The sequence below is a fragment of the Allobosea sp. P2_B12 genome, assembly GCF_056404835.1.
Genome location: NZ_JBFUDG010000002.1, coordinates 41,750 through 68,253 on the forward strand (window position 1 = coordinate 41,750; position 26,504 = coordinate 68,253).

The 26,504-nt window shown below is 66.1% G+C and carries 28 protein-coding genes; 17 read left to right on the top strand and 11 right to left on the bottom strand.

The window, feature by feature from the left end; all coding sequences use genetic code 11:
- Window positions 1–9 precede the first annotated feature (9 nt).
- Window positions 10–1,029 (bottom strand): TRAP transporter substrate-binding protein, encoded by a 1,020-nt coding sequence (locus AC1DYU_RS05395; RefSeq protein ID WP_476790743.1) that lies wholly within the window; start codon window positions 1,027–1,029, stop codon window positions 10–12.
- Between the two features lie 95 nt (window positions 1,030–1,124).
- The gene (locus AC1DYU_RS05400) at window positions 1,125–2,993 is read right to left on the bottom strand and encodes a TRAP transporter large permease (protein WP_476790744.1); all 1,869 of its coding nucleotides are present in this window, start codon (window positions 2,991–2,993) and stop codon (window positions 1,125–1,127) included.
- 340 nt (window positions 2,994–3,333) lie between these two features.
- On the opposite strand from AC1DYU_RS05400, the gene AC1DYU_RS05405 reads away from it, so the two are divergent.
- The 3 genes from AC1DYU_RS05405 (at window position 3,334) to AC1DYU_RS05415 (ending at window position 6,863) form a co-directional block, all read left to right on the top strand.
- The gene (locus AC1DYU_RS05405) at window positions 3,334–4,167 is read left to right on the top strand and encodes an IclR family transcriptional regulator (RefSeq protein WP_476791302.1); all 834 of its coding nucleotides are present in this window, start codon (window positions 3,334–3,336) and stop codon (window positions 4,165–4,167) included.
- A 207-nt stretch (window positions 4,168–4,374) separates the two neighbouring features.
- Window positions 4,375–6,012 carry an acyl-CoA synthetase gene (locus AC1DYU_RS05410; protein WP_476790745.1) on the top strand — a complete coding sequence of 546 codons (1,638 nt, stop codon included), beginning with the start codon at window positions 4,375–4,377 and terminating at the stop codon, window positions 6,010–6,012.
- A complete protein-coding gene (locus AC1DYU_RS05415; protein ID WP_476790746.1) occupies window positions 6,009–6,863 on the top strand; it encodes a PCC domain-containing protein in 855 nt (284 codons plus the stop codon). Before AC1DYU_RS05410 ends, AC1DYU_RS05415 begins: the two co-directional genes overlap by 4 nt.
- Window positions 6,864–7,050: 187 nt before the next feature.
- On the opposite strand, the gene AC1DYU_RS05420 is transcribed toward AC1DYU_RS05415, so the two are convergent.
- Entirely contained in the window at window positions 7,051–8,679 is a 1,629-nt protein-coding gene (locus AC1DYU_RS05420) for an acyl-CoA synthetase (protein WP_476790747.1), read from the bottom strand.
- 141 nt (window positions 8,680–8,820) lie between these two features.
- On the opposite strand from AC1DYU_RS05420, the gene AC1DYU_RS05425 reads away from it, so the two are divergent.
- From AC1DYU_RS05425 to AC1DYU_RS05435, 3 genes are read left to right on the top strand one after another with little or no spacing between them, the layout of a single operon-like run.
- Complete coding sequence (locus tag AC1DYU_RS05425; protein WP_476790748.1) at window positions 8,821–9,081, top strand: AbrB/MazE/SpoVT family DNA-binding domain-containing protein; 261 nt, start codon at window positions 8,821–8,823, stop codon at window positions 9,079–9,081.
- The gene (locus AC1DYU_RS05430) at window positions 9,078–9,482 is read left to right on the top strand and encodes a type II toxin-antitoxin system death-on-curing family toxin (RefSeq protein WP_476790749.1); all 405 of its coding nucleotides are present in this window, start codon (window positions 9,078–9,080) and stop codon (window positions 9,480–9,482) included. The genes AC1DYU_RS05425 and AC1DYU_RS05430 overlap by 4 nt, the downstream gene beginning before the upstream one ends.
- Entirely contained in the window at window positions 9,479–10,357 is an 879-nt protein-coding gene (locus AC1DYU_RS05435; protein ID WP_476790750.1) for a beta-keto acid cleavage family enzyme, read from the top strand. Before AC1DYU_RS05430 ends, AC1DYU_RS05435 begins: the two co-directional genes overlap by 4 nt.
- Before the next feature lie 38 nt (window positions 10,358–10,395).
- On the opposite strand, the gene AC1DYU_RS05440 is transcribed toward AC1DYU_RS05435, so the two are convergent.
- Window positions 10,396–10,878, bottom strand: coding sequence for a DUF6678 family protein (locus AC1DYU_RS05440; RefSeq protein ID WP_476790751.1), 483 nt, complete (start codon window positions 10,876–10,878; stop codon window positions 10,396–10,398).
- A gap of 127 nt (window positions 10,879–11,005) precedes the next feature.
- On the opposite strand from AC1DYU_RS05440, the gene AC1DYU_RS05445 reads away from it, so the two are divergent.
- From AC1DYU_RS05445 to AC1DYU_RS05475, 7 genes are all read left to right on the top strand, one after another.
- Window positions 11,006–11,356 (top strand): hypothetical protein, encoded by a 351-nt coding sequence (locus AC1DYU_RS05445; protein ID WP_476790752.1) that lies wholly within the window; start codon window positions 11,006–11,008, stop codon window positions 11,354–11,356.
- A gap of 16 nt (window positions 11,357–11,372) precedes the next feature.
- Window positions 11,373–11,942 carry a hypothetical protein gene (locus AC1DYU_RS05450; protein WP_476790753.1) on the top strand — a complete coding sequence of 190 codons (570 nt, stop codon included), beginning with the start codon at window positions 11,373–11,375 and terminating at the stop codon, window positions 11,940–11,942.
- A gap of 132 nt (window positions 11,943–12,074) precedes the next feature.
- On the top strand, window positions 12,075–13,442 hold the full coding sequence (locus AC1DYU_RS05455; RefSeq protein ID WP_476790754.1) for an ABC1 kinase family protein: 1,368 nt from the start codon (window positions 12,075–12,077) through the stop codon (window positions 13,440–13,442).
- Between the two features lie 258 nt (window positions 13,443–13,700).
- Complete coding sequence (gene purE / locus AC1DYU_RS05460) at window positions 13,701–14,201, top strand: 5-(carboxyamino)imidazole ribonucleotide mutase (protein WP_476790755.1); 501 nt, start codon at window positions 13,701–13,703, stop codon at window positions 14,199–14,201.
- 2 nt (window positions 14,202–14,203) lie between these two features.
- Window positions 14,204–15,313 (top strand): 5-(carboxyamino)imidazole ribonucleotide synthase, encoded by a 1,110-nt coding sequence (locus AC1DYU_RS05465; RefSeq protein WP_476790756.1) that lies wholly within the window; start codon window positions 14,204–14,206, stop codon window positions 15,311–15,313.
- A 169-nt stretch (window positions 15,314–15,482) separates the two neighbouring features.
- Complete coding sequence (rpsU, locus tag AC1DYU_RS05470; RefSeq protein WP_054208533.1) at window positions 15,483–15,716, top strand: 30S ribosomal protein S21; 234 nt, start codon at window positions 15,483–15,485, stop codon at window positions 15,714–15,716.
- A 223-nt stretch (window positions 15,717–15,939) separates the two neighbouring features.
- Window positions 15,940–16,803, top strand: coding sequence for a tetratricopeptide repeat protein (locus tag AC1DYU_RS05475; RefSeq protein WP_158484338.1), 864 nt, complete (start codon window positions 15,940–15,942; stop codon window positions 16,801–16,803).
- Between the two features lie 82 nt (window positions 16,804–16,885).
- Here the strand turns inward: AC1DYU_RS05475 and AC1DYU_RS05480 are convergent, their stop codons facing one another.
- From AC1DYU_RS05480 to AC1DYU_RS05505, 6 genes are all read right to left on the bottom strand, one after another.
- Window positions 16,886–17,740 (bottom strand): alpha/beta hydrolase, encoded by an 855-nt coding sequence (locus AC1DYU_RS05480; RefSeq protein WP_476790757.1) that lies wholly within the window; start codon window positions 17,738–17,740, stop codon window positions 16,886–16,888.
- A 131-nt stretch (window positions 17,741–17,871) separates the two neighbouring features.
- The gene (locus AC1DYU_RS05485; RefSeq protein ID WP_476790758.1) at window positions 17,872–19,278 is read right to left on the bottom strand and encodes an NAD(P)(+) transhydrogenase (Re/Si-specific) subunit beta; all 1,407 of its coding nucleotides are present in this window, start codon (window positions 19,276–19,278) and stop codon (window positions 17,872–17,874) included.
- A gap of 6 nt (window positions 19,279–19,284) precedes the next feature.
- Window positions 19,285–19,722, bottom strand: coding sequence for an NAD(P) transhydrogenase subunit alpha part 2 (locus AC1DYU_RS05490; RefSeq protein WP_476790759.1), 438 nt, complete (start codon window positions 19,720–19,722; stop codon window positions 19,285–19,287).
- A complete protein-coding gene (locus AC1DYU_RS05495; RefSeq protein ID WP_476790760.1) occupies window positions 19,715–20,923 on the bottom strand; it encodes a Re/Si-specific NAD(P)(+) transhydrogenase subunit alpha in 1,209 nt (402 codons plus the stop codon). The genes AC1DYU_RS05490 and AC1DYU_RS05495 overlap by 8 nt, the downstream gene beginning before the upstream one ends.
- A 33-nt stretch (window positions 20,924–20,956) precedes the next feature.
- Window positions 20,957–21,256: an aa3-type cytochrome c oxidase subunit IV gene (locus AC1DYU_RS05500; RefSeq protein ID WP_158484333.1), complete on the bottom strand. Its 300-nt coding sequence runs from the start codon at window positions 21,254–21,256 to the stop codon at window positions 20,957–20,959.
- A 194-nt stretch (window positions 21,257–21,450) separates the two neighbouring features.
- Entirely contained in the window at window positions 21,451–21,669 is a 219-nt protein-coding gene (locus tag AC1DYU_RS05505; RefSeq protein ID WP_158484332.1) for a DUF465 domain-containing protein, read from the bottom strand.
- 226 nt (window positions 21,670–21,895) lie between these two features.
- Here AC1DYU_RS05505 and AC1DYU_RS05510 point away from each other — a divergent pair, with 226 nt between their 5' ends.
- The 4 genes from AC1DYU_RS05510 (at window position 21,896) to AC1DYU_RS05525 (ending at window position 24,833) form a co-directional block, all read left to right on the top strand.
- Complete coding sequence (locus AC1DYU_RS05510) at window positions 21,896–22,084, top strand: DUF465 domain-containing protein (RefSeq protein ID WP_158484331.1); 189 nt, start codon at window positions 21,896–21,898, stop codon at window positions 22,082–22,084.
- A gap of 170 nt (window positions 22,085–22,254) precedes the next feature.
- Window positions 22,255–23,928, top strand: a complete 1,674-nt coding sequence (locus tag AC1DYU_RS05515; RefSeq protein ID WP_476790761.1) for an OpgD/OpgG family glucan biosynthesis protein — start codon at window positions 22,255–22,257, stop codon at window positions 23,926–23,928.
- Window positions 23,929–24,058: 130 nt separating this feature from the next.
- On the top strand, window positions 24,059–24,319 hold the full coding sequence (locus tag AC1DYU_RS05520) for a GlsB/YeaQ/YmgE family stress response membrane protein (RefSeq protein ID WP_476790762.1): 261 nt from the start codon (window positions 24,059–24,061) through the stop codon (window positions 24,317–24,319).
- Between the two features lie 34 nt (window positions 24,320–24,353).
- On the top strand, window positions 24,354–24,833 hold the full coding sequence (locus AC1DYU_RS05525; RefSeq protein WP_476790763.1) for a YidB family protein: 480 nt from the start codon (window positions 24,354–24,356) through the stop codon (window positions 24,831–24,833).
- Between the two features lie 31 nt (window positions 24,834–24,864).
- Here the strand turns inward: AC1DYU_RS05525 and AC1DYU_RS05530 are convergent, their stop codons facing one another.
- On the bottom strand, window positions 24,865–26,493 hold the full coding sequence (locus tag AC1DYU_RS05530) for an acyl-CoA synthetase (RefSeq protein WP_476790764.1): 1,629 nt from the start codon (window positions 26,491–26,493) through the stop codon (window positions 24,865–24,867).
- Between the last annotated feature and the right edge of the window lie 11 nt (window positions 26,494–26,504).

Sequence of the window (26,504 nt, forward strand, 5' to 3'; positions counted from 1 at the left end):
TCAAAAGCCTCAGCTCAGCGAGCCGCCGACGGCCTTTTCCAGGATTGCCCAGGCCTCGTCGCCATACTTCTTCTTCCATTCGGCGTAAAAGCCCGCCTTGCGCAGGGCGTCGCGGAAGGGATCGGCCTTGGTGTCGTTGAAGACCATGCCCTTGCCCGTGAGTTCCTCGCGCAATCCGGCGTTGAGCTTGGCGACATCGGCGCGTTCCAGCTCGGCGGCGTCGTTGAGGTTCTTCGCCACGATCGCACGCAGATCCTCCGGCAGACGCTCCCAGGCGCGCTTGTTGCCGAGGAACCAGAAGCCGTCCCACATGTGGTTGGTGACGGAGAGATATTTCTGCACCTCGAACAGCTTGGCGGTCGAGATGATCGCGAGCGGGTTCTCCTGGCCGTCGACGATCTTGGTCTGCAGCGCGGTGTAGACCTCGGCGAAGTTGATCGAGGCGGGAGCAGACTGGAAGGCGGTGAACATCGAGGTCCAGAGCGGCGAGACGGGCACGCGGATCTTGAAGCCCTTCAGGTCGTCGGGCGTGTTGATCGGGCCCTTGGACGAGGTCATCTGGCGGAAGCCGTTGTCCCAGATCTTGTCCATGACGACGAGGTTGGCCTTGCCGATCTGGCCGCGAACATAGGCGCCGAGTTCGCCATCCATCGCCTTCCAGACGGCGTCATAATTGGGGAAGGCGAAGCCGATGCCCGAGACCGAGGCGTTGGGCACGAGCGTCGAGAGGATCAGCGGCGAGAGCGTGAAGAACTCGACGCCGCCGGAGCGGACCTGGCTCAGCATGTCGGTGTCGGAGCCGAGCTGGTTGTTCGGGAAGATCTGGATCGCGACGCGGCCCTTGGTCTGCTCCTTGATCTTCTCGACCGCCTCGTTGGCGCGGATGTTCATCGGATGCGCGACGGGCAGGTTGTTGGCGTACTTGTAAGCGAACTCGGGCGTCTGCGCGGAGGCTGAGCCGATGTGGAAGGTCCCGATCGCGGAGGCTGCGGCTGTGCCCTGCAGCAGGGTGCGGCGTGAAATGGTCATGGTCGTTTCTCCCGGAAATGCGTTGTCGTTCGTGAATCCACCCGGTCGTTGCCGGGAAGTGGTTGTTCGGGTGCCGTCGGTGTCGCGTGTCTCCGTCACAGCACCCAGGTCGAGATGCCCGGCACCACCGCGATGATGACGAGGCCGGCCAGGAGCGCGATCAGATAGGGCCAGATCGCGCCCATCGCCTCGTCGGGCGAGACGTTGCCGATCTTGCAGGCGATGTAGAAGCCGATGCCGATCGGCGGCGTCATCAGGCCGATATTCATGGCCGTGACCACCACCATCGAATAATGCACGTCGTTGATGCCGAGGTTCTTGGCGATCGGGAACATCAGCGGCGCCATCAGCACGATGGCAGGTAAGCCCTCGAGCACGCAGCCGAGGATCATGAAGACGACGATCGTCACCGCCATGAAGGTCAGCCAGCCGCCCGGCAGGCCCACCATGAAGTTCGCGAGGTCGCGGGCAAAGCCGGTCTGGGTCAGGGCCCAGGCCATGGCGAGCGCGGTGCCGAGGATCATCAGGATCGCGCCCGACAGCGCGGCGGTCTCGACGAACATCGCGTAAAATTTGCGCCGGCTGATGCCGCCATACAGGATCATGCCGATGATCAGCGCGTAGAGCACCGCGATGGTCGAGACCTCGGTGGCGGTGGCGACGCCGCCGCCGACCGCGCCGCGGATGATGAAGGGAAGGACGAGCGCCGGGCCTGCGATCAGCGCGGTCTTGCCGATGACGGCCAGCGAGACGCGGCGCACGCCCTGCATGTCCTCCTTGCGCGCCTTCCAGCGGGCGAGCACCGCCAAGGCCAGCAGCAGCACCATGGCGATGGCGAAGCCGGAGTTGAACAGGCCGGCTATCGAAACGCCGGCGACCGAGCCGAGCACGATCAGCACGATCGAGGGCGGCACGGTGTCGGCCATCGCCGCGCCGGTGGCGAGCAGGGCGATCAGCTCCTTGGGCTGGTAGCCGCGTCGCTTCATCTCGGGGAAGAGCGCGGGCGCGACCGTCGCCATGTCGGAGACCTTCGAGCCCGAAATGCCCGAGACCAGGAAGAGCGAGCCGAGCAGCACATAGGACATGCCGGCGCGAACATGGCCGAGCATCGAGGCGAGGAAATCGACGATCGCCTTGCCCATGCCGGTGGCATCGAGCACGCAGCCGAGCAGCACGAAGATCGGCACCGAGAGCAGGATGATGCTCGACATGCCTTCATCCATGCGGCCGACCATGACGATCATCGGCACGCTGGTGGAGAAGGCGAGGAAACAGAGGGTGCCCATGCCGAAGCAGAAGGCGATCGGCACGCCGGCCACCAGACAAAGCGCGACGACGCCGAGCAGGAAGATCAGGATGTTGCCGTAGCCCAGCCCCTTGAAGGTCGGCGTCAGCAGCCAGAAGGCGATGCCGATGGCGACGACCAGCGCAGTCGCCAGCACGAGATCGCGCAGGGTCGAGGTCCTGATCGCATGCCGTATCGCCAGCAGCGTCATCAGGATGATGCCGGTGGCCAGCGCCGAGACGCGCCAGCTATTGGGGATGTTCAGAGCCGCCGAGGTGACGAAGCTCTCCTCGATCGCATAGTCGATCGCCGGATAGACCATCGCCAGCAGGAAGGCGGCGATGACCAGCAGCGCAAAGGTGTTGGCGAAGCCGCGCAGGCGCTCCGGCATCATGCCGACGAAGAGCGTCAGCCGCAGATGCTCGTTGCGGTCGATCGCGATGGCCGAGCCGAGCATGGCGAGCCAGAGAAACGAGATCGAGGCGACCTCGTCGATCCAGATCACCGGCAGCGAGAAGACATAGCGCGAGGTGACGCCGAGCAGCAGCACGCCGATGATCAGCGCGACCAGTACCGCGGCGATGAACTCGACCGGGCGCATGATCGGGGAGCCGGGACGGACATCCTCGATATCCGCAAGCCCTTCGGGCAGGGCGATCCTGTCGGCGACGTCGACCATCGTCCGGCTCAGCCCCGAGCGATGGCGCAGAGCGTGCCGACCATCAGGTCAGCCAGCGGCGCAGTGGTGGCGGGCACGGAGCCGGCGCCCTTGCGGGTTGCCTGCGTCGACATCGGTTCATCCTCCCATGCGCGCCGATCTTGGGTGGCTTGTCGAGCAGCCGTCGGCGCGGTCCATACTGTGACCGAGATCACATCAGGTTGGCGCGGAGATTACACGACAGGCACCGCATTGCAATCCGCAAAGGGGCGATCTAGGCTTCAGAAACAAGAACAAGGTCCATATCGTGGATCGGCTTTAGGAAGCCAAGGTGGAAGCCATCAACCAGCCGCGCGCCGCAATGTCCGGCTCGCAGAGCGTCGACCGCGCCCTGCGGCTGCTCGCGCTGATCGGCCGCGAGCCGGCTGGCGGGCTGCCGCTGGCCGAGATCGTGACCGGCAGCGGGCTCAACAAGCCGACGGCGCGACGGCTGCTGCTGGCGCTGATGCGGGCAGGCTTGGTCGAGCAGGAGCCGCAAACGCGGCATTACTGCCTCGGCGAGGAGGCTTTCGTGCTCGGCGTGCTGGCGGCGCGGCGGCACGGTCTGCTCGAACTGGCGATGGAGAGCCTGCGCCGGCTCTCGACTGTTACCATGGATACGAGCTTCCTGTCGGTGCGGCGCGAAAACTACTCCGTCTGTCTGCATCGGGAGGAGGGCACCTATCCGGTGCGGACCCATGCGCTTCAGGCCGGACTGCAGCATCCGCTCGGGGTCGGTGCGGGTTCGCTCGCCATGCTGGCGGCGCTGCCCGACGATGATGTGGACCGGATCATCGCCGCCAATGCGCCGGTCCTGCTGACGCGTTATCCGGGCTTCGCGCCGGAGCTGATCCGAGGCGATCTTGGGCTCGCGCGGCAGCGCGGTTTCGCGGTCAATCCGGGCCGGCTGGTCGCCAGTTCCTGGGGTATCGGCGCGGCGTTCCGCTATCCCGACGGGCGCGTCGCTGGTGCGCTGAGTCTGGCCGCGATCGACAGCCGCATGCAGCCGGAGCGGCAGCAGGAACTCGCCGGTCATCTCGCGCAGGAGGTCGCCCGGATGGAGCGGTTGCTGGTCGAGATGTTCGTGTCGGGGCGCAAGACGACGGGCGGGATCGGCCGGCCCGCGGCTGTGCCGATCGAGGCAAGGCGGGCATGACGGGGTGGAGCGTATCGGTTCGAACCGCTGCCGGGGCTGGACCCAAAGCGCGAGTCATCCCGGGCGACCGCAGGGAGACCCGGGATCCATTCCGGAACGGTTCAGGCATGGATCCCGGATCTCCGCTTCGCTGCGTCCGGGATGACGGCGCGGTTGTTCGCGATGGCTGGGCTGAGCTGAAGCAATTTCGACATGGGAGCGCCTGACATGGCTGAATCGTTGTCTTCAACCGTTCCGCCCGGCGGCGTCATCCCGATGACGCGGCGGGTGATGAATCTTGGCCATATCGCGGCGCAGAATGCGCGGCGGTTCGCCGGGCATCCGGCTTTCGTCTGGGGCGACCTGACGCTGGGCTGGGCTGATCTCGACGCGCAGGTCTCGGCGCTAGCCGCGGGCCTGCGGGCGCGCGGCATCGGCAAGGGCGACCGCATCCTGGTTCACTCCAAGAACTGCGACGCGATGTTCGTGTCGATGTTCGCAACGTTCCGGCTGGGCGCCGTCTGGGTGCCGACGAATTTTCGGCTGCTGCCCGACGAGGTCGCCTATCTCTCGACCTCGTCGGGGGCGAAGGCCTTCCTCTGCCATGGCGACTTCCCGGACCATGCAGCGGCCGTCGCGGCCGCTTCGCCTGCGCCGGAGTTCACCTGGCGGATCGGGCCGGGCGGCTTCGGCGAGGACGAGGTCGGCGCCGTGATCGCGCGTCATCTCGGCGAGCGCGTCACGGATGTGGCGGTCGAGCATGACGACCCTTGCTGGTTCTTCTTCACCTCCGGCACGACCGGGCGCTCCAAGGCCGCCGTGCTGACCCATGGCCAGATGGGCTTCGTCATCACCAACCATCTCTGCGATCTCGTTCCCGGAACGACCGAGGCGGATTCCTCGCTGGTGGTGGCGCCGCTGTCGCATGGCGCGGGCGTGCACCAGTTGATGCTGGCGGCGCGCGGCGCGGCCTCGATCCTTTTGCCGACGGAGCGTTTCGACATCGACGAGGCCTGGCGGCTGATCGCGCGCCACCGCGTCACCAGCCTGTTCACGGTGCCGACGATTCTGAAGATGCTGGTCGAGCATCCGGCGGTCGACATGCACGACCATTCGTCGCTGCGCTATGTCATCTATGCGGGAGCGCCGATGTATCGCGAGGATCAGAAGCGGGCGCTGGCGAAGCTCGGCCCGGTGCTGGTGCAGTATTTCGGGCTGGGCGAGGTCACCGGCAACATCACGGTGCTGCCGCCTTCGCTGCACGATGCGGAGGACGGGCCGCATGCGCGCATCGGCAGCTGCGGCTTCGCGCGCACGGCGATGCAGGTGCAGATCCAGGACGAGGAGGGCCGAGAAGTCGAGCCGGGCGTCCAAGGCGAAATCTGCGTCATCGGGCCGGCCGTCTTCGCGGGCTATTACGACAACCCGGAGGCCAATGCGAAGTCGTTCCGCGATGGCTGGTTCCGCACCGGCGATCTCGGCCATGTCGACGGGCAGGGCTTCGTCTACATCACCGGGCGCGCCTCGGACATGTACATCTCCGGCGGCTCGAACATCTATCCGCGCGAGATCGAAGAGAAGATCCTGACCCATCCCGCTATCGCCGAGGTCGCGGTGCTGGGCCTGCCCGATCCGGTCTGGGGCGAGATCGGGGTGGCCGTCTGCGTCTGCCGGGGCGGTGCGCAAGCGAGCGAGGCCGAGATCGCCGGCTTCCTCTCCGAGAAGATCGCCCGCTACAAGATGCCCAAGCGCTTCTTCTTCTGGGACGCCCTGCCGAAATCGGGCTATGGCAAGGTGCCCAAGCGCCTGGTGCGCGACGAACTCGAGGCGCGCGGACAACTGGACTGGCTGAGGAGCGCTTCTTGAGACGCATCGAACAGCCCGGTCCCGCAGCGCCCGAGCGCATCGTCTTCGTCGAGAGCCATGGCCTGCGGTTCCAGATGACGCTTCAGGCCGGCCTGCCGCTGCTCGAGGCGATCAGGCGCAGTTTCGCAGCGGCGGGTTTCACCAGCGGCGTCGCACGGATCGACGGTCTTGCGCTTGGCCCCTTCGCCTATGTCATGCCGGCGCTGTCGAAGACACCCGAGCACGCCGCCTTCTACAGCGAGACCTTCCGCCCGCCCGGCATCACGCGCGTCGAGGCGGGAGCGCTGACCTTCGGGCTACGCGACGATCTGCCATTTTTCCACTGCCATGCCCTCTGGAGCGAAGCCTCGGGCAAGCGCAGCGGCGGCCATATCCTGCCCGAGGAGGCGATGGCGGCGGAAGAGATCACGCTGGAGGCCGTCGGTCTCGATGGCGCGGGTTTCGTGGGCGAGCCCGACCCCGAGACGAATTTCAAGCTGTTCGGCCCGGTGCTGGCGCCGCTGCTCGGCGCGACGCGGGAGGGACGTTTCTTCGCGCTGCGGGTCAGGCCGAACGTCGACCTCGCGACCGCGCTGGAGCAGTTCTGCACCGAGCGCGGCATTCGTCGCGCCACGATCCATGGCGGCGTCGGCTCGACCATCGGGGCACGGTTCGAGGATGGCCGGGTGGTCGAGAACTTCGCCACGGAGGTCGCGATCACCTCGGGGCGTGTCGCGGATGATGGTCAAGGCCTGCAGGCCGAGATTGACGTGGCGCTGGTCGATTTCACCGGGGCGACCGCGAGCGGGCGCCTGAGCCGCGGCGACAATCCGGTGCTGATGACGTTCGAGCTGGTGCTGGAGGTGGGGTAACTGACCGCTTGTTTGTGAGGCGCGGGGAACCCTCTCCCGGAGGGAGAGGGCAGGGTGAGGGGTCGGCCGTTGGACACAGTGGCCGAGACCTCACCGCCGCGTCGTCGCGAAGCGCTTTGCTGGTCCAGGGGCCGACACTTCCCCCTGCCCCTCTCCTTACAGGAGAGGGGTTCCCCGCGCTTTTCCTTCAGTCTTCCAGTTTCCTCTCGATCTCCATATCCCGCAAATCCTTGCGCCTGATCTTCCCCGTCGCCGTCATCGGCAGTTCCGTCACGAATTCGACCTCGCGCGGGTACTGGTAGGCCGCCAGCCGCTCGCGGACGAAGGCCTGGATTTCGGCCGCCAGTGCGTCGGAGGGCTCGACGCCCGGCTTCGGCAGGACGAAGGCCTTGACCAGCTCGGTCCGCACCGGATCGGGCACGCCGATGACCGCGACCATCAGCACGGCGGGGTGGCGGATGATGCAATCCTCGATGTCGCCGGGGCCGATGCGGTATGAGCCCGAGGAGATGATGTCGTCGTCGCGGCCCTTGAACCAGAGATAGCCGTCCTCGTCGCAGGTGCCGGTGTCGCCGGTGAGGAGCCAGTCACCGGCGAATTTCGCAGCGGTGGCCTCGGGCTGACGCCAGTATTCCAGCATCATCACCGGATCGGGCTGCGCGACCGCGATCAGCCCGGCCTCGCCGGGCGGCAGGATATCGCCTTCGGGCGAAACGACCGCGACGCGATGGCCCGGCACGGCGCGGCCCATCGAGCCCGGCTTGATCGGGAAGAGATCGGCGCAGTTGGCAACCAGCAGATTGGCTTCGGTCTGGCCGTAGAACTCGTTGACGGCGAAGCCGAAGGTGTCGCGGCTCCAGTCCAGCATATCGGCGCCGAGCGTTTCGCCGCCGCTGCCGATCGAGCGCATGGCATAGCCGAAGCGGCGGGGATCGCGGACCTGGCGCATCAGCTTCAGCGCGGTCGGCGGCAGGAAGGCGTTGCGGACCTTGTGCCGTGCGATCAGGTCGAAGGCGGTTTCCGGATCGAATTTGCGGGCGCGCGAGGCCAACACCGGCACCCCGCAATACAGGCTGGGCAGCAGCACATCGAGCAGGCCGCCGATCCAGGCCCAGTCGGCAGGCGTCCAGAACAGGTCGCCGGACTGCGGGAAGAAGGCCTGCGGCATCTGCACGCCCGGCAGATGGCCCAGCAGCACGCGATGGGCATGGAGCGCGCCCTTCGGCTTTCCCGTCGTGCCGGAGGTGTAGATGATCACGGCCGGATCGTCGGCGCGGGTATCGACCGGCATAAAATCGTCGGAGGCCTTCGCCATTTCGGTCGCGAGATCGAGATGACCGCCTGCGCCATCGACGACGAAGATCATCCGCAGATCAGGCAATGCGTCGCGGATCGCCTCGATCTTGGGGAGGTTTTCGGCATCGGTGATTAGGGCTGCGGCGCCACTGTGCTGGAGCCGGTGTTCCAGCGCCTCGGGGCCGAACTGGATGAACAGCGGCAGCGCGATGGCGCCGAGCTTGTAGACGGCGAGATGAGCCATCGCCGTCTCGGGCCGCTGCGGCAGCAGGATGCCGACCCTCTCCCCTCCCGCAACGCCATGGCCGCGCAGCATGTTGGCGATGCGGTTGCTGGCACGTTTCAGGTTGTCGAAGCTGAGCGTCGCGACGCCGGTCGCCTCGTCCTCATAGATCAGCGCAGACTTAGCCGTGCCGTCGGCATGGCGGTCGCAGCAGGCGACGCCGATGTTGAAGCGCTCGGGAATCTGCCAGCGGAAGCTGTCGAAGGTCTCGGCATAGGTCGCGCGGCGTTCGAGCATCGGCTTCTCTGACTCATGAACGAGGGTGATTAGACGTGCGACAGGATGGATTGGCAACGGTGGGAGAATGCGCCACGCCAATCATGACAAGTGCCATCTTGTCGTGTTATACGTTATGTATAACCTGTTTGGAGGAGTGCCGTGAACGAGATCACCAAGCCGGAAACCGACGCCGCCGCCATCCTGCAAATTCGCAAGATAGGGAATTCACTCGGGCTAATCCTGCCTAAAGAACTGCTGGCGCAACTCGAATTTTCCGAAGGCGATAAGCTGCAGGTCATCCTGCAGCCGGGAGGTGGTGTCCGCCTGAAGCACTACGATGATCTGCATGCGCGCACGATGGCGATCGCGCGCAAGGCCATGAAGCAATATGCGGGAGCGCTGCGCGAACTCGCAAAATGAACGCTGCGTCCGAGCCCATCTGGCTCGTGCTGGAGGCGGTTGTCGATATCCATACCGAGCAGCTTGCTCTGTTCGGCGGGCCTGACGGCGTTCGTGATGTCGGCCTGCTTGAATCCGCGCTAGCGCGCCCAATGAACCGCTTTGCTTACGGCGAAAGCGAACTTGCGGCGCTGGCGGCAAGCTATGCCTTTGACATTGCTCGCAATCACCCTTTTTTCGACGGCAACAAGCGCGTCGCGCTGCTTGCCATGGTCACCTTCCTCGGTCTGAACGGTGTCGCTCTTGCCGTTTCGAACGCGGATGCCGCCGCCGCCATCCTCGCGCTCGCTGCCGGCGAGGTCGATGAGGACGGGCTGACGCGCTGGCTTCGCGACAACTGGCCCAAGGATGCGCCGGCATGAACAAGCCGATCTGGATCGAGGCCGCGATCAACGGGCCCTGGGGCAAGGCGCGCCAGCCGGGCATTCCGATCGCGATTCCCGACATCGTCGCGGACGGAATCGCGGCGGTCGAGGCCGGAGCAGCGATCGTGCATCTGCATGTCTACGACGTCGAGACCGGCCGGCAGCGCGACGACTGGGAGCTTTATGCGCAGGCGATCGAGGGCATCCGCGCGAAAGTCGACGCCATCATCTATCCGACGATCCCGATCCTCGGCTCTGCTTACGCCGGCGACATGATCGGCTCGGGCCGCTATACCCATCTGGAGGAGCTTGCGAAGCGCGGGCTGGTCGAATGGGGCGTGCTCGATCCCGGCTCCTGCAACTGGACGACCTTTGCCGGCATTCCCGAAGGCGAGCCCGGCTTCATCTACCAAAACCCCGGCGAGCATATCCGCGAGGGCATGGCGGTGGCGCAGGCCCACAAAATCCATCCGAGCTATGCGATCTACGAGCCCGGCTTCACCCGGCTGGGCGCCGCGCTGGCCAAGGCCTATCCCGGCCTGCCGGTGCCGATCTACCGGCTGATGTTCTCGGATGCCTTCGCCTGGGGCTTTCCGCCGCGCGACTGGGCGCTCGACGCGCATCTGAAGCTGCTGGCGGAGGACGCGCCCGATGCTCCGGTGATGATCGCGGGGCTCGGCGTGGATCTGACCTGGCTGATTCCGGCGGCGGTGGCGCGCGGGGTGCATGTGCGGGCGGGGCTGGAGGATGCGCCGTTCGGCTGCGGGCTGACCAATGCGGCGCTGGTGGCGGAGACGGTGCGGTTGGTCGAGGCGGCGGGCGGGCGCGTGGCGACGGTGGCGGAGGTGCGGGGAGAGTTGGCTGGGCGGTAGGGGTGTCGAGGGCCCGGTGGGTAGCGACGCTGATGCGCTCAGCGGCTATATCCCATGATCCGGATTCCGCCCTCCACCGGCACGACGTGACAGCCCAATTGCCCGGCGACCTTGGCGACGATCTCGACGTCCCGCCGAACCACGCGCGCCGGAACGTTGTTTGGCCGGGGGATGCTGATCTCGGCCGCGAACTCCAGCCATTCGATCGATCGTAATGGTGTCTGGCCGTACTGCGTTTCGACCCATGCCCACGGTGGGTGAAGGAAGGGCAGTTCGATCGGCATCGGCTCGGGATTTGTGACAAACTTGGCGATAAACTCACTTTCCCTATGTGCTTTGCTGAAGCCCCAGCATTGCCGGAGCGCGACAAACAGCTTCCGCCATTTCGTGTCGGACATATGGGCGTGCGAGAACTCCCGCCGCGCGATGGCGGAATGCCGCGCCAAGTCGTCCGGCCCATGCACGCGTGGCGACGGATAGCGACGCTTTCGGAGTTTGGTCGGCTGACTTGTTTCGGTCATCTCGCGGCTTGCGTGGCTCCGTTACGATGCGCGCGCATCTTGCCCGTTCTGCCGCCATCTCTCAACATGCACATTACCGACTAAAAGTCGGTCGCTTGGTGGCATCGGTGCAACGGAAGGCCGTCGCTTGGCTAAAATCCTCTATTGCTGGCGATGCCGGGCCGACATTCCGATGCTCAACGAAGCGGAATGGGCGCAAATTCATCCCCTGCTGATGTGGCACGTCGAGAACATCCAACGCTATCGGGCCAGCCATGGCGTCGATCTCGCCGAAGCGCGGCGAAAGGTTCCCGACAGCGATGCGCTGGACCGCTATTTCGAACTGACGGGCGTTCGGGAAAGCGACGTGGACGCGATCTGGCATCACAGGATAAGCCGCCATGGGCCTCCCTGTCGCGTATGTAGCAAGCCCTTGCGCAGCCCACAGGCCAATTTCTGCGCGGCCTGTGGCGCCAGCACTGAACCGGCAGATCACTAATTGAGAGCAGGACGCGATGACATCGCTCATGAATGTGCGTCGTTTGCAGACCGCCGCGCTTCTCTTGCTCGCCGGCGCTGTCCCGGCGCTCGCGCAGATGAAGCCTGTACCCTGCCAAAGCGAGACCTGGCAGGTCTGGCGCGGCTATACCATTCCGACGCTGACAGGGAAGGCGCCGATGGAACTGGACGTGCCAGGTGGCCGTCTGGTCGGCATGGACAGGGGAGAGTGGATCGGTCGGCTGCTGTTTCGCGGGCTCGATGGTCAAGAGTTCAAGATTGCAGACGGCAACGTCAAAGGGATCTTGCCCTGGGACGACGGCGTGATCGTTCTTTTCGGTTTGACCCACCGCAATGTGGATTCCGGCCATGCGATGTTCTTCAAGGAAGAAGCTGGACGATGGTGGTCGAAATTTATCGGGGATCTGGGAGGCGCCCCACGCGCCGTCACCGTCATCGACGATAAAACGATCGCTGTTCTGGCAGGCCACGGCTTCTGGAGCCCGATAACCGTCAGAGTCCAGAGCATACGTGGCTTCGATGCTGCGATCTGCGTCAAAGCATCCGCTGTGCGGCCAGAACGCTAAGAGCGGTTGTTCCGCGCTGCTGGCGTCGGGTCGCAGCCGGCCGTCATCGCCTGCGAGACCCTCCGTCACATTGGCCCCGCGCCAGCCCGATCCTACATAGGAGACTGGCCCGACCAGAAAGCGCCCAGCCCCATGTCCGAGCACGACTCCGAAGCCAACCGCTTTTCCGCCCGTGCGGCGCGCTATGCGCGTGTCGGGGCCAATGTCGGTGGGGTGGCGGCCCGGATCGCGGGTGCCCGGCTGTTCGGGATGGAGGGGCGCAATGCCTCCAATGCCGAGGCGCTGGCCAAGGCGCTGGGCGGGCTCAAGGGCCCGATCATGAAGGTGGCGCAGCTCGTCGCCACGATCCCCGATGTCGTGCCGCCGGAATATGCCGCCGAATTGCAGAAGCTGCAGTCGCAGGCGCCGCCGATGGGCGCGGCCTTCGTCAAGCGCCGGATGATGGCGGAGCTAGGCGCCAACTGGCGCGAGCGCTTCGGCAGCTTCGAATTGCAGCCGGCGGCGGCGGCGTCGCTGGGTCAGGTGCATCGCGCGACCACGCAGGACGGCGCGGCGCTCGCCTGCAAGCTGCAATATCCCGACATGGAATCGGCTGTCGAGGCCGATATCTCGCAGCTCGACATCCTTTTTGCGCTGCATCGCCGGATGGACCCGGTGATCGACACCAGCGAGATCGCCAAGGAGATCGGCGCCCGCGTCCGCGAGGAGCTCGACTACCAGCGAGAGGGCAAGCATATCGCGCTCTATCAGGAGATGCTGGGCGATACGCCCGAAGTGCGCGTACCGGCGCTGGAGGCCTCGCTGTCGACGCGGCGGCTCCTGACGATGCGCTGGCTCGAGGGCGACGGCATCCTGACCCACAAGCAGGACGAGCAGCAGGCGCGCGACCGGATCTCGACGGCGATGTTCAAGGCGTGGTGGCGGCCCTTCAGCCATCACGGCGTCATCCATGGCGACCCGCATCTGGGCAACTACACCGTGTTCTCGGAAGGCGGCGCGGCTGAGGGCATCAACCTGCTCGACTATGGCTGCATCCGCATCTTCCCGCCCTCCTTCGTCGGCGGTGTTGTCGATCTTTATCGCGGCCTGCTGGAGGGGGACGATGCCCGCGTCGTCCATGCCTATGAGACCTGGGGCTTCCAGGGGCTGACCAAGGAGCTGGTCGATACGCTCAACATCTGGGCGCGCTTCATCTACGGGCCGCTGCTGGAGGATCGCGTCAGGCGCATTGCCGAGGGCGTCAGCCCGGCCGAATATGGCCGGCGGCAGGCCTTCGAGGTGCATCAGGCCCTGAAGAAGCGCGGGCCGGTGAAAGTGCCGCGCGAATTCGTCTTCATGGACCGGGCCGCAATCGGGCTCGGCGGCGTCTTCCTGCATCTCGATGCGGAGCTGAACTTCCATCGCCTGTTCGAGGCGGAGATCGAGGGCTTCAAGGTCGAGACCGTGGCGGCGGACCAGGCCTCTGCGATGGCGCGGGCGGGGCTGGTGGCGACGGGTTAGTCATCGCTGCTTGTCGTAGCCGCGCCGTCGTCCCGGACAAGCTGCGTAGCAGCGCCGATCCGGGATCCATTCCTGAGCCTTTCAGGAGTAGCGTTCCGGAATGGATCCCGGGTCTCCGCTTCGCTGCGCCCGGGATGACGGCGCGGGGTTCTTTCTGGTTCATTCAGGGCGCCAGACCTGATTCGGCGCTTGCCTGTGCGGCATCGAGCAGTCTAGATCGCGCGCTTCCTCTCCAGCGTTCCGGAAGCGCTTACCGTCATGGCCACCACATCTGCGCCCGTCGCCATCATCATGGGCAGCCAGTCCGACTGGGCGACGATGCGCCATGCCGCCGAGACGCTCGACGCGCTCGGCATCGGTCATGACGACCGCATCGTCTCCGCCCACCGCACGCCGCAGCGCATGGTCGAATTCGCCACCGGCGCGAAGGCTGCGGGTTTCAAGGTGGTGATCGCGGGCGCCGGCGGCGCCGCCCATCTGCCGGGCATGACGGCTTCGCTGACGCCGCTGCCGGTCTTCGGCGTTCCCGTCGAATCCAAGGCGCTGTCGGGGCAGGACTCACTGCTCTCGATCGTGCAGATGCCGGCCGGCATCCCCGTCGGCACGCTCGCCATCGGCCGGGCCGGGGCGGTCAATGCGGCCCTGCTCGCGGCCGCCGTGCTGGCGCTGTCGGACGAGGCGCTGGCGGAACGGCTCGACGCCTATCGCGCCCGCCAGAGCGCTGCCATCGCCGAGCGCCCGGCCAAGGACGAGGCGTGAGCATGCCGGCCTTCGAGGGCGTGCCTTTCGAGGGCATGGCGCCCGGCGCCGTCCTCGGCATCATCGGCGGAGGGCAGCTCGCCCGGATGATCGCGCTGGCAGCGGCCGATCTCGGCATACCCTGTCATATCTTCGCGCCCGAGACCGAGAATCCTGCCTTCGACGTCGCGGCGGCACGAACCGTCGCGGCCTATGAAGACGAGGCGGCGCTGGCCCGCTTCGCCGATGCCGTCGATGTCGTGACCTACGAGTTCGAGAACGTGCCGGCCGCGACCGCAGCCTTCCTCAGCCAGCGCAAGCCGCTGCATCCCGGAGCGCGGGCGCTGGCGGTGACGCAGGATCGGCTCAGCGAAAAGAGTTTCGTTGCCGAGCTCGGGCTTGCTGTCGCGCCGTTCCGTGCCGTCGATTCGCTTGATGATCTGGAGGCAGCGGTCGCCGCGCTCGGCCGCCCCAGCGTGCTGAAGACGCGCCGCTTCGGCTATGACGGCAAGGGCCAGGTCAAGATCCTTGATGGCACCGATCTCGCGGAGGCCTATGAGGCGATCGGCCGCCAGCCTGCCGTGCTCGAAGGTTTCGTCACCTTCGCGCGCGAGGTCTCGGTCGTCGCGGCGCGCGGGCACGACGGGGCTTTTGCCGCCTTCGACCTCTGCGAGAACGAGCATCGCGACCACATCCTCGCCTTTACCCGGGTCCCCGCACAGGTTTCGGCCGCGACGCAAGTCGCCGCGATCGAGGCGGCCCGGTGGATCGGGGAAGCGCTTGGCTATGTCGGCGTCTTCGCGGTCGAGCTGTTCGTGGTCGGCGAGGGCGCGACCGAGCGCGTCGTCGTAAACGAGATCGCGCCGCGCGTGCATAACTCTGGACACTGGACCAGCGAGGGTGCGCAGACCTCGCAGTTCCACCAGCATGTCCGCGCCGTCTGCGGCTTTCCGCTGGGGTCGGCGGCGCGGCGCGGCCGCATCGAGATGGAAAACCTGGTTGGCGAGGCGGCCCTGCGCTGGCGCGAGCTGCTGGCCGAGTCCGGCGCGCATCTGCATCTCTACGGCAAGCGCACGGCGCGGCCGGGCCGCAAGATGGGTCATGTCACGCGGGTTTGGCCGGAAGCTGGCTGAGCCTCGCTGGTAAAACGTGGCGGGCACGTCGTTTTCAGCGATTTTCCGGCTTTTCCAGCGTGGACAGCCAGACTGAATTCTGGTATCCGCACGATCCTTCGGAAGGCCTGCGTCGCAGTGTCGCCCGCCCAAACCATTTAGACCAACCCGCTAAAGACGGACACTCACGGTGCAGGTTCTCGTTCGCGACAACAACGTCGATCAGGCTCTCCGCGCGCTCAAGAAGAAGCTGCAGCGCGAGGGTGTTTTCCGCGAGATGAAGCTTCGCGGCCATTACGAGAAGCCCTCCGAGAAGAAGGCCCGCGAGAAGGCGGAAGCCGTCCGCCGCGCCCGCAAGCTGCACCGCAAGAAGCTCCAGCGCGAAGGCCTGCTGCCGGCGCCGGTGAAGCCGAAGCGTCCCTGATTTCGATCGTTTAGCGGCGGCGTTTCAGCCACGCGGCGAGAGCATAAGATTTGACCGCGCCTGGAGTTCGCTCCGGGCGCTGTTGCTTTTCCGGCGGCGTTAACCAACTCTTGGCACAAAGCGGGCGTTCTCTTTCGAGGGGCGCTGTCGGCTGGGGAGCGCGAATGATGCGGCGGCGGTCCAGCTTCGGGCGACGGCGCAGATGAGGCACGGAACCGGACCGATGGAACAGAGCATGATGCGTGGCAGGAACTGGCTGGCGGCGGCGGGCATGGCGCTCGCGCTCGCAGGTTGCGATACCCTTTCCAGCGTGACAGGCCAGCAGGCGGTCGCGGAACTCGATACCGCCTCGGCCGCGGATGCCAGCGTCAATATCGGCTCGCTCTCGGAAGTGATCAGCCGCAACCCCAACGATCCCGGCGCCTACAACACGCGTGGCAGCGCTTATGCCCGCGTCGGCCGCTTCTCGGATGCGATCGCCGATTTCACCAAGGCGGTGCAACTCAATCCCAACCTGGCCTCGGCCTATACGAATCGCGGCCTCGCCTTGCGCCAGAGCGGCCGCAACGACGCGGCGCTGGCGGATTTCAACAAGGCGACCACCGCCTCCCCGAACTACGCCCCGGCCTATATCGCGCGCGCCAACTTGCTGCGCGCCCAGGGCAACAGCCAGCAGGCGCTGGCCGACCTGAACACCGCGATCCGCCTGAACCCGGAATCTGCCGAGGCCTTCCATGCGCGTGGGTTGGTCTACCAGAAGGAAGGCCAGCACCAGTACGCGATCTCGGATTTCGACTCGGTGATTGACCGCAACCCCTACAACGCGCCGCCCTATATCGCGCGCGGCCAGAGCCTGAACGTGGTCGGCAAGTTTGACGCCGCGCTCGAGGATTTCACCGCCGCGCTCAATGTCGACAACCGCAATGCCGATGCCTGGGCCGGTCGCGGCTTCGCGCAGGAGAAGCTCGGCAAGAAGACCGAAGCGAGCGAGAGCTACCAGCGCGCGCTCAGCCTCGACGGCAACAACGCTGCCGCGCGCTCCGGCCAGGCGCGCATGGGCGGCGGCGGCGGGCTGTTCCGGAGTTGAGGCCAAGGGCCGTCATGCTCGGGCTCAACCCGAGCATCTCTTGCCGGAGATTCTCGGGTTGAGCCCGAGAATGATGGATGGTTCACTCCCCCACAACCCGGCTCTCGGACCCTGACGTTCCGCCCCTTGCGACCTCGGCGAGGAAGCGCCTGATCTCCGGTACGGAGCCATGGGCGGGGAGATCCTCGTGCCCGCCGCGCGGAAACCGGATGAAGCGCTTGGGGTCGTTTGCAAAGCCGTAGAGCGCGAGGCCATGGGCGAAGGGGACGACCCCGTCGCGTTCGCCATGGATGACGAGCAGCGGCACGCGCACGCTGCCGATCACCGTGTCCGAGCGGAACTTGTCGTGCATCAGCAGGCCGATCGGCACGAAGGGATAAATCTCCTGCGCCACGGCGGCGGTGGAGAGATAGGGTGCCTCCAGCACGAGCCCTGCGAGGGGAACCTCGGCTGCGAGCTTCAGTACGACGCCAGTACCGAGCGATTCGCCATAGCCGACCAGCCGGCCCGCCCCGAAGCGCTCGACGGCGCCGCCATAGGCGGCGCGGGCATCGAGATGCAGCCCGTCCTCGGTCGGGCTGCCGGTCGAGCCGCCATAGCCGCGATAATTGACCGCGAACAGGCCGGTGCCATCCTCGGTCAGCGCCTTGAAGCGTGCCTGCCGGATCGGCCTGCCGAAATTGCCGGCATTGCCATGGAAGAACAGCAGCACGGGCTTGCTCTCGCGCGGCGGCACCACCCAGGCGACCAGCCGTTCGCCATCGGCGGCTGTCAGCGTGACCTCCTCCAGAGCCGGAAGATCGACGCCGGCAATCTCGGCGCGGGCGGGATTGCGCGGATACATCATCTCGCGCTGCTTGACGTAGAGCATGGCCAGCACGCCGAGATAGGTGCAGAGGCTGGCGATCAGGCCATATCTCGCGATGAGCGCGATCATGGCAGGTCCCTAGTGGGAAACGGGGAGGAATGCTTTTTCGTCGGAGCCATGTCCGAATCCACCGCCACAAACGAAAAGGGCCGGCATCAAGCCGGCCCTTTGCAGCGTTCTGATGACGGAGCGAAAAGGCGTCAGTGCGCCATCGCCTTGACGATGTCGTCGGTGACCTTCTTGGCGTCGCCGAAGAGCATCATCGTGTTGGGCCGGAAGAACAGCTCGTTCTCGACGCCGGCATAGCCTGCCGCCATGCCGCGCTTGATGAAGAGCACGGTCTTGGCCTTCTCGACGTCGAGGATCGGCATGCCGTAGATCGGCGAGGCCTTGTCGGTCTTGGCGGCCGGGTTGGTGACGTCGTTGGCGCCGATGACGAAGGCGACGTCGGCCTGGCCGAATTCGGAGTTGATGTCCTCGAGCTCGAAGACCTCGTCATAGGGCACATTGGCTTCCGCCAGCAGCACGTTCATGTGGCCCGGCATGCGGCCTGCCACGGGGTGGATGGCGTACTTCACTTCGACGCCTTCCTTCTTGAGCAGGTCGGCCATCTCGCGCAGCGTGTGCTGGGCCTGCGCCACCGCCATGCCGTAGCCCGGCACGATGATGACCTTGGCGGCGTTCTTCATGATGTAGGCGGCGTCGTCCGCCGAGCCCTGCTTGACGGGCCGGGCTTCGACCGCGCCGCCAGCGCCGGCAGCCGCATCGTCGCCGCCGAAGCCGCCGAGGATCACGGAGATGAAGCTCCGGTTCATCGCCTTGCACATGATGTAGGACAGAATCGCGCCCGACGAACCGACCAGCGCGCCGGTGATGATCAGCGCCATGTTACCGAGCGTGAAGCCGATGCCGGCGGCGGCCCAGCCCGAATAGGAGTTGAGCATCGAGACGACGACGGGCATGTCGGCGCCACCGATCGGGACGATCAGCAGCACGCCGAGCGCGAAGGACACCAGAACGATCAGCCAGAAGACGACATGGCTCTCGGTCTTCAGGAAGATCAGCAGCAGCACGACCAGCGCGATGCCGAGCCCGATATTGATGCCGTGGCGCTGTGGCAGCATGATCGGCTTGCCGCTCATGCGCCCGTCGAGCTTGAGGAAGGCGATGATCGAGCCGGTGAAGGTGATCGCGCCGATGGCGACGCCGAGCCCCATCTCGAACAGGCTCGCGCCGCTGATGCGGCCGACATTGCCGATGCCGAAGGCGCTCGGCGCATAAAGCGCGGCCGCTGCCACCAGCACGGCGGCAAGGCCGACCAGCGAGTGGAAGAAGGCGACGAGCTGCGGCATCTGCGTCATCTGCACGCGCTTGGCCATATAGGCGCCGATGCCGCCGCCGATGGCGATGCCGCCGATGACCAGCAGCCAGCCGGAGAAGCCTGACGGTGGGAAGAAGACGATGGTCGTGGCGATGGCGATGCCCATGCCGACCATGCCGTAGAGATTGCCCTGGCGGGACGTCGTCGGATGCGACAGGCCCCGCAGGGCCATGATGAACAGGACGCCGGAGACGACGTAGAGAAGGGCAGACAGGTTCGCGGCCATCGGCGCTCAGCCCTTCTTCTTGTACATGGACAGCATCCGCTCGGTGACGAGGAAGCCGCCGAAGATGTTGACCGAGGCGAGCACCAGCCCGATGAAGCCGAAGATCTTGGCCCAGACCGGCCCGTCGCCGAGCGCGGGTGCCGCCTCGACCCCGACCGCCAGCAGCGCGCCGACGACGATGACGGAGGAGATCGCGTTGGTGACCGACATCAGCGGGGTGTGCAGGGCCGGTGTCACCGACCAGACGACGTAATAGCCGACGAAGACGGCGAGCACGAAGATCGCGAGGCGAAACACCGTCGGATCGACGTAGCCACCGGTCGCGGCGCTGGCGCCGGCGGCGAGGCTGTCGGCGTGCTGGGCGGCCAGCTCGGCGGCCTGTCGCGTCGCGGTGGCGAGGGAACGCGCCTGGTCGAGCGCCTGATCAGGTGTCGCATTAGCCATTGGTGACGCTCCCCTCGACGACAGCCACGGGCTCAGGCGCGGGCTCTGGTGCAGGCTTGGGCTCGGCCTTGGCCGCGAAATTCGGATGGATCACGGCGCCGTCCCTGGTCAGGGCTGTCGCCTTGACCAGCTCGTCGTCCCAGTTCACCGCAAGCGTCTTGGCGGTCTTGTCGATCAGGGTCTCGACGAAGGCGAAGAGGTTCTTGGCGTAGAGCTGCGACGAGGTCGCAGCCAGACGGCCGGGCACGTTGAGATGGCCGACGATCTTGACGCCATTGGCGGTTACCGCGATCTCGCCGGGCTTGGCGAGTTCGCAGTTGCCGCCGCGCTCGACCGCGAGATCGACGATGACGGAGCCGGCCTTCATGCTCTCGACCATCGCCGCCGAGATCAGTTTCGGCGCGGGGCGGCCGGGGATCAGCGCGGTGGTGATGACGATGTCCTGCTTGGCGATGTGGCTGGCGGTCAGTTCCGCCTGCTTGGCCTGATATTCCTTCGACATTTCCTTGGCGTAGCCGCCGGCCGTCTGGGCCTGCTTGAACTCGTCGTCCTCGACGGCGAGGAACTTGGCGCCGAGCGATTCGACCTGTTCCTTGGTCGCGGGGCGGACATCGGTGGCGGTGACGATCGCGCCCATGCGGCGGGCGGTGGCGATCGCCTGCAGGCCGGCGACGCCGACGCCCATGATGAAGATGCGCGCGGCCGGCACGGTGCCCGCCGCGGTCATCATCATCGGCAAAGCGCGGCCATACTCGGCGGCGCCGTCGATCACGGCGCGGTAGCCGGCGAGGTTGGCCTGCGAGGACAGCACGTCCATCACCTGGGCGCGGGTAATGCGCGGCATGAACTCCATGGCGAAGGCGGCGACACCGGCCTTCGACAGCGCCTCGACGGCGGCCTCGTTGCCATAGGGGTCCATGATGCCGACGACGAGCGCGCCCTTGGGCAGGCCGGCGATCTCGGCCTCGGACGGCCGGCGCACCTTGAGCACGATGGCGGCGCCCGCGAGCGCTTCAGCCGCATTGGCGGCGATCGTCGCACCGGCGGCCTGGTAGTCGGCGTCGCCGATGCCGGATGTGAGGCCGGCACCCGTCTGGACGACGATCTCGGCCCCGAGGCCTAAGAACTTGCGGACGGTTTCCGGCGTCACGGCGACGCGGGTTTCCGCCCCTTGCGTTTCGGCTGGCACGGCGATGCGCATGGCGGCGTAACCTCTCGAACGCTTGGAGCAGATTTAGTGGGCTGCGGGCAGGAGCAGCAGCGCGGCCATCAGCAGCCCGAAGGGAACCGCCGGCGCACGCCAGCCGATCGACTTCGAGGCGATGCCGACACCGGTGCCAACCAGTGCCAACAGCGTGCCGATGATCGCGAAACCCCAGGCGTGCTTCAGGCCGCCGACGGCAAGCGCCGCCACGAAGGCGAGGCAGGCGACGGTGCCGACCTCGGCGAAATGCACGAAGCCGACATAGGTGCGTTCATGCTCCGCATAATCCATCTGCGGAATATCGTCGGCGTGGTGTCCGTGGCTGGCCATGGTCTGATCCCAAGAAAGCATCTCTTACGTTGCCTGTAGCGCACCTGCGGAAGGTCGGCAACGGAGTGCCGCAAGAGCCCTTCCGCAAGGGGACGTCGCGCATAGGGGCGGTGGGGCTCTACCGCGCGTTTAGGGCGATGTAAATCGATTTAGATGGATAAAATCGTTCTCCGATGCCGAGGATTGAATAGCTATCACGCTATAATGTCGGGAGTCAGCGCGTCCTCGATCTGGGCGATACGGTCCTTGAGATAGAGCTTGCGCTTCTTCAGCCGCTGCACCTGGATCTGGTTGATCGTGCCGACGCGTTCGAGCGCGTCGATGGCGCTGTCGAGGTCGCGGTGTTCCTCGCGCAGGCGTGCCAGTTCCGTGGTGAAGGCCTCGACCTCGTCCGGGCTCAACTCGAATCCCATTGCCGTCCCATCATTGCCGCGATTGGCCGCGACTATGCGGAGACGCCGGGCGCCCCGCAAGTGCGGGAACGACCGGCGCCTGCGCGGTGTGTCGTATTCGCGCTGTCGCGGAAAGGGGCCGGTTACGATCACAGAATGTCATGCGGCACTGCGAGACAGCCCCGCAGACGTGAAGCCGGCTCTATGTCACACTCGCTTCTGTCAACCGCTCATCAGGAGGATCCAGATGTCGCTGCAGACCCATCTCGTCGAACTCGAACGCAAGCATCGTCAACTCGAGGAAGCCATCGCCCAGGCGGCGGCCCGACCCTCGTCGGACGATCTCACCGTGGTCGAGATGAAGCGGAAGAAGCTGCTGCTGAAGGAAGAGATCGAGCGGGTGCGGCAGACGATGCCGGACCGAACGCTGCATTGAGGGCGTCAGCGGGCAAGATGCGGCCCGTTTCTGTTGCGTGAGTTCCGCCGGTCCCGAAAGGGGCCGGCTTTTTTGTCGCATATGTGGGATGGCGTGGTGACGGGCCTTGGCGTTTCGCGGGAACTTCTGACGCGGGGCCTTGTTGGGCCTGCGCAGGCACAGGAGCGACCATGCGAAGCCACATCATCGAGCGCCCGATCGGGGCAGGGGAGGTCGTCAAGGTCTCCAACGCCCCCGCGCCCGCGGGCCGTTCGCGCCGGAACGCGCTGGCTCTGTTGCTGTCCTCCTGCGCCATCGGGCTGTACCCCGCCGCCGCGCAGACCCCGCCGGCAGGTGGCACGCAGCCCAAGAGCTTCGGCTATGACGATGTGGTGCGGCTGGCGCGCGTTCTCGGCGAGCGGCCGTTCGACGCGGAAAGCGCCACCATTCCCGCCGAGCTGTCGAAGCTGACCTATGACAGCTATCGCGAGATCCGGTTTCGACGCGACAAGGCGATCTGGCAGGAGGGAGGCTCCGATTTCCGGCTGCTGCCGTTCCATCTTGGCTTCCTGCATGACAAGCCGGTGCAGTTGCACGTCATCCGCTATGGCGCGGCGATGCCGATCCCGTTCACCACGGGGCTCTACGAATACGGCAAGGTGCCGGTGCCCAAGCAGATCTCGCCGTCGCTCGGCTTCGCTGGCTTTGCGATCACGACCAATCTTAACGATCCGAAGGTGCAGGACGAGGTCATCTCCTTCCTCGGCGCGAGCTATTTCCGGCTGATTGGGCGCGGCCAGCGCTATGGGCTCTCGGCCCGCTCGCTGGCGCTCGATGTCGGCGGCGAGCAGCCGGAGGAGTTCCCGTTCATGCGGGCGCTCTGGGTCGAGGAGCCGTCGCGGGATTCCACCGAGCTGGTGATCTATGCGCTGCTCGATTCGCCCTCCGTCGCCGGCGCCTATCGCTATGTCGTGACGCCCGGCCAAACGACGAATGTGGAGGTCACGGCGACGATCATCCCGCGCAAGGGCATCGCGCGGCTCGGCATCGCGCCGCTGACCTCGATGTTCCAGGCCGGCGAGGGCGATTTGGCGCTGCGCACCGATTTCCGGCCCGAAATCCATGATTCCGACGGGCTGATGATGCAGACCGGCAGCGGCGAGTGGATCTGGCGCCCGATCAAGAATCCCAAGGCGCTGCGCGTCTCGAGCTTCGGTGACAAGAACCCAAGGGGTTTCGGCCTGATGCAGCGCGACCGCGAATTCGGCCATTACCAGGATCTCGAGGCACATTATCACGCGCGCCCGGGATACTGGGTCGAACCGCATGGCGAGTGGGGCGAGGGGCGCGTCGAGCTGATCGAGATCCCGACCGACAACGAGGCCTTCGACAACATCGTGGCCTGCTGGACGCCGAAGGACCCGCTGCCCGCCGGCAAGCCGGCCGAGTTCAGTTACCGCATCACCGCGCTGTCGACGACGGACCGCCTCCATGCCTACGCCCAGACGCAGAACAGCTTCAGTGGCTCCGATATCGAGGACGGGCATGCCGACGGGCTCGGCAAGAAGCGCTTCATCGTCGATTTCGCCGGCGGCGACCTGCCCTATTTCCTGTCCGATCCGGGCCGCGTCGAGATCGCCGCGAACACGACGGGCGGAACGATCACCGCGACGATCCTCTCGCCCAACCCCGATGCAAAGGGCTTCCGTGCCATCGTCGATGCGACGCTGCCCGATGGCCAGACGGCAGAGCTGCGCATGTTCCTGAAGGCGCGCGGCCGGACGCTGTCGGAGACTTGGACGAGCACCTGGTCGGTGCCGGGCGCGCCGGGGGCAGGGTCGCCCGCCAAGGCGATCAAGAACTGAGGCGACGGTTTCGCGCGACCCTCTGTCGTCGAGGCTTCATGCCTTTGCGGTACGTCTTCTCGCCTCGGGCGGAACCTTGGGGCTGCGCTGGCGGTTCAGCAGGCTGGAAACTCGGCTGCGGAGGGACATCATGGGCATTCTCGGGACAATCATCATCGGATTCCTGGCGGGCATCATCGCCAAATTCATCACACCGGGCTCCAACGAGCCGTCCGGCTTCATCCTGACGACGATCCTCGGCATCATCGGCGCGTTCGTCGCGACCTATCTTGGCCAGGCGATGGGCTGGTACGGACCGGGCGAGGGCGCAGGCCTGATCGGCGCCGTCGTCGGCGCGATCATCGTTCTCGTGGTCTGGGCCGCGCTGTCGAACCGCAAGAGCACGGTCTGATCCGTTTTCATCTCGACCATCAGGAGTCATGTCCATGGACAACAACTCGAATAGCGGCTTTCCGTCGCTGACGGCGCTGCTCGGCCTGCTGGCCGTCGCCGGCTACCAGAACCGCGACAAGATCGGCGAATGGCTTGGCGGCGTGACGCAGACCAATAGCGGCGCCAATGCCGCGCCCGGCCAGACCGGCGCACCGGCAAGCCAGGGCGGCATTCTCGGCAATCTCGGCGGCATGCTCGGGGCCGGCGGCATCGGTGGCATGGTCGGCGAACTGGTCGACCGGTTCCAGCGGGCAGGCCAGGGCGAGAAGGCCGATTCCTGGGTCCGGCAGGGTCCAAACCAGACGGTCGAGGCCCCCGAAGTCGAGCAGGCGCTCGGCCCCGATCTCATCGAGGCATTGACCCGGCAGACCGGCCTCTCGCGCGAGGATCTGCTCGCGCGGCTGTCGCGGGTGCTGCCGCAGGCGGTCGACAGCTCGACGCCCGACGGCACGCTCAGGCGCGCCGGAGCCTGACGCTACTGCGTCACGAAGATGGCGCGGTGCGTTAGAGCGCCCGCGCCATCTCGCGCAGCCGGAATTTCTGGATCTTGCCCGTCGAGGTCTTGGGGACTTCGGTGAAGACCACCGTCTTCGGGCATTTGAAGGCGGCGAGATGCTGCCGGCACCAGGCGATGATCTCGGCCTCGGTCGCGGTCTTGCCCGGCTTCAGCTCGATGAAGGCGCAAGGCGTCTCGCCCCATTTCTCGTCGGGCCTCGCCACCACGGCGGCGGCCTGGATGGCGGGGTGCTTGTAGAGCGCGTCCTCGACCTCGATCGAGGAGATGTTCTCGCCGCCCGAGATGATGATGTCCTTGGAGCGGTCCTTAAGCTGGATGTAGCCGTCGGGATAGCGCACGCCGAGATCGCCGGTGTGGAACCAGCCGCCGGTGAAGGCGGCTTCAGTCGATTTCGCGTTCTTGAGATAGCCCTTCATCACGACATTGCCGCGCATCATGACCTCCCCCATCGAGGTGCCGTCGCGCGCAACGGGCACCATCGTGTCGGGGTCGAGCACGTCGAGCCCTTCCAGCGCGGGATAGCGCACGCCCTGGCGAGCCTTCAGCGCCGCCTGCTCGGGGCCCGGCAGGGCGTTCCAGTCGTCGTTCCAGTCATTGACCACGGCTGGGCCGTAGCATTCGGTCAGGCCGTAGAGATGGGTGACCTCGAAGCCGGCCTGCTTCATGCCGGCCAGCACCGCCTCCGGCGGCGGGGCTGCGGCGGTGAAGAACGAGACGGTCTGCGGGAAATCGCGGCGTTCGTCCTCAGGCGCGTTGAGCAGGGCCGACATCACGATCGGTGCGCCGCAGAGATGGGTCACGCCATGGTCGGCGAGCGCGTCATACATCGCCTTGGCCCGGACCTGGCGCAGGCAGACATGGGTGCCGGCGACGATCGAGAGCGACCAGGGGAAGCACCAGCCATTGCAGTGGAACATCGGCAGCGTCCAGAGATAGACCGGGTGCCTGCCCATGTTGCCCGTGATGATGTTGGAGGTCGCGAGAAGATTGGCGCCGCGATGATGGTAGACCACGCCCTTCGGGTCGCCGGTCGTGCCGGAGGTGTAGTTCAGCGCGATCGCATCCCACTCGTCGGCCGGCATCTGCCAGTCGAAACCGGGGCCGCCGCCGGCGATGAAGTCCTCGTATTCGATGCTGCCGAGCCGCTCGCCGGGCCCGTCATAGACCGGGTCGTCATAGTCGATGACCAGCGGCTTCGCCTGGCTGAGCTTAAGCGCCTCCTGCATCGTCTTCGAGAATTCGCGGTCGGTGATGACCACCTTGGCCTCGCCATGGTCGAGCGAGAACGCGATGATCGCGGCATCAAGGCGGGTGTTCAGGGTGTTGAGCACGGCGCCGCACATCGGCACGCCGTAATGGCATTCGAGCATGGCCGGGGTGTTGGGCAGCATGGCGGCGACGGTGTCGTTCTTGCCGATGCCATGGCGGGCAAGCGCCGAGGCCAGCCGGCGCGACCTTGCATAGAACTCCGCATAGCTGCGCCGCAGCGGCCCATGGATGATCGCCGTGTGGTTCGGGAAGATGGCGGCTGCCCGTTCGAGGAAGGGCAGCGGCGTCAGCGGCTGATAGTTCGCCGGGTTGCGGTCGAGATCGGTGTCGTAAGCTGAAATCGTCATGCGGCTCGTCC

Coding starts and splice junctions, on each gene's coding strand:
- AC1DYU_RS05395 (WP_476790743.1), bottom strand. CDS start 1,029: ATGACCATTTCACGCCGCACCCTGCTGCAGGGCACAGCCGCAGCCTCC.
- AC1DYU_RS05400 (WP_476790744.1), bottom strand. CDS start 2,993: ATGGTCGACGTCGCCGACAGGATCGCCCTGCCCGAAGGGCTTGCGGAT.
- AC1DYU_RS05405 (WP_476791302.1), top strand. CDS start 3,334: ATGTCCGGCTCGCAGAGCGTCGACCGCGCCCTGCGGCTGCTCGCGCTG.
- AC1DYU_RS05410 (WP_476790745.1), top strand. CDS start 4,375: ATGGCTGAATCGTTGTCTTCAACCGTTCCGCCCGGCGGCGTCATCCCG.
- AC1DYU_RS05420 (WP_476790747.1), bottom strand. CDS start 8,679: ATGCTCGAACGCCGCGCGACCTATGCCGAGACCTTCGACAGCTTCCGC.
- AC1DYU_RS05430 (WP_476790749.1), top strand. CDS start 9,078: ATGAACGCTGCGTCCGAGCCCATCTGGCTCGTGCTGGAGGCGGTTGTC.
- AC1DYU_RS05435 (WP_476790750.1), top strand. CDS start 9,479: ATGAACAAGCCGATCTGGATCGAGGCCGCGATCAACGGGCCCTGGGGC.
- AC1DYU_RS05440 (WP_476790751.1), bottom strand. CDS start 10,878: ATGACCGAAACAAGTCAGCCGACCAAACTCCGAAAGCGTCGCTATCCG.
- AC1DYU_RS05450 (WP_476790753.1), top strand. CDS start 11,373: ATGACATCGCTCATGAATGTGCGTCGTTTGCAGACCGCCGCGCTTCTC.
- AC1DYU_RS05455 (WP_476790754.1), top strand. CDS start 12,075: ATGTCCGAGCACGACTCCGAAGCCAACCGCTTTTCCGCCCGTGCGGCG.
- purE (WP_476790755.1), top strand. CDS start 13,701: ATGGCCACCACATCTGCGCCCGTCGCCATCATCATGGGCAGCCAGTCC.
- AC1DYU_RS05465 (WP_476790756.1), top strand. CDS start 14,204: ATGCCGGCCTTCGAGGGCGTGCCTTTCGAGGGCATGGCGCCCGGCGCC.
- AC1DYU_RS05475 (WP_158484338.1), top strand. CDS start 15,940: ATGGAACAGAGCATGATGCGTGGCAGGAACTGGCTGGCGGCGGCGGGC.
- AC1DYU_RS05480 (WP_476790757.1), bottom strand. CDS start 17,740: ATGATCGCGCTCATCGCGAGATATGGCCTGATCGCCAGCCTCTGCACC.
- AC1DYU_RS05485 (WP_476790758.1), bottom strand. CDS start 19,278: ATGGCCGCGAACCTGTCTGCCCTTCTCTACGTCGTCTCCGGCGTCCTG.
- AC1DYU_RS05490 (WP_476790759.1), bottom strand. CDS start 19,722: ATGGCTAATGCGACACCTGATCAGGCGCTCGACCAGGCGCGTTCCCTC.
- AC1DYU_RS05495 (WP_476790760.1), bottom strand. CDS start 20,923: ATGCGCATCGCCGTGCCAGCCGAAACGCAAGGGGCGGAAACCCGCGTC.
- AC1DYU_RS05500 (WP_158484333.1), bottom strand. CDS start 21,256: ATGGCCAGCCACGGACACCACGCCGACGATATTCCGCAGATGGATTAT.
- AC1DYU_RS05505 (WP_158484332.1), bottom strand. CDS start 21,669: ATGGGATTCGAGTTGAGCCCGGACGAGGTCGAGGCCTTCACCACGGAA.
- AC1DYU_RS05510 (WP_158484331.1), top strand. CDS start 21,896: ATGTCGCTGCAGACCCATCTCGTCGAACTCGAACGCAAGCATCGTCAA.
- AC1DYU_RS05515 (WP_476790761.1), top strand. CDS start 22,255: ATGCGAAGCCACATCATCGAGCGCCCGATCGGGGCAGGGGAGGTCGTC.
- AC1DYU_RS05520 (WP_476790762.1), top strand. CDS start 24,059: ATGGGCATTCTCGGGACAATCATCATCGGATTCCTGGCGGGCATCATC.
- AC1DYU_RS05525 (WP_476790763.1), top strand. CDS start 24,354: ATGGACAACAACTCGAATAGCGGCTTTCCGTCGCTGACGGCGCTGCTC.
- AC1DYU_RS05530 (WP_476790764.1), bottom strand. CDS start 26,493: ATGACGATTTCAGCTTACGACACCGATCTCGACCGCAACCCGGCGAAC.